The organism is Shewanella sp. DNRA4 (assembly GCF_012843185.1).
GTDB lineage: Bacteria > Pseudomonadota > Gammaproteobacteria > Enterobacterales > Shewanellaceae > Shewanella > Shewanella xiamenensis.
Genome location: NZ_JABAIP010000058.1, coordinates 1 through 235 on the forward strand (window position 1 = coordinate 1; position 235 = coordinate 235).

The following is a 235-nucleotide window of genomic DNA, read 5'->3' on the forward strand; positions in this document are numbered from 1 at the left end:
TCCGGCACCGGGCAGGCGTCACACCGTATACTTCCTCTTGCGAGTTTGCACAGTGCTGTGTTTTTGATAAACAGTTGCAGCCACCTGGTATCTGCGACTGCCGTCAGCTTAGGGAGCAAGTCCCATCACCAACAGCAGCGTACCTTCTCCCGAAGTTACGGTACCATTTTGCCTAGTTCCTTCAGCCGAGTTCTCTCAAGCGCCTTGGTATTCTCTACCCGACCACCTGTGTCGG

The 235-nt window shown here is 54.5% G+C and carries 1 rRNA gene; it reads right to left on the reverse strand.

The window, feature by feature from the left end:
• Window positions 1–235 (reverse strand): 23S ribosomal RNA (locus tag HG547_RS20720); the annotation flags it as partial.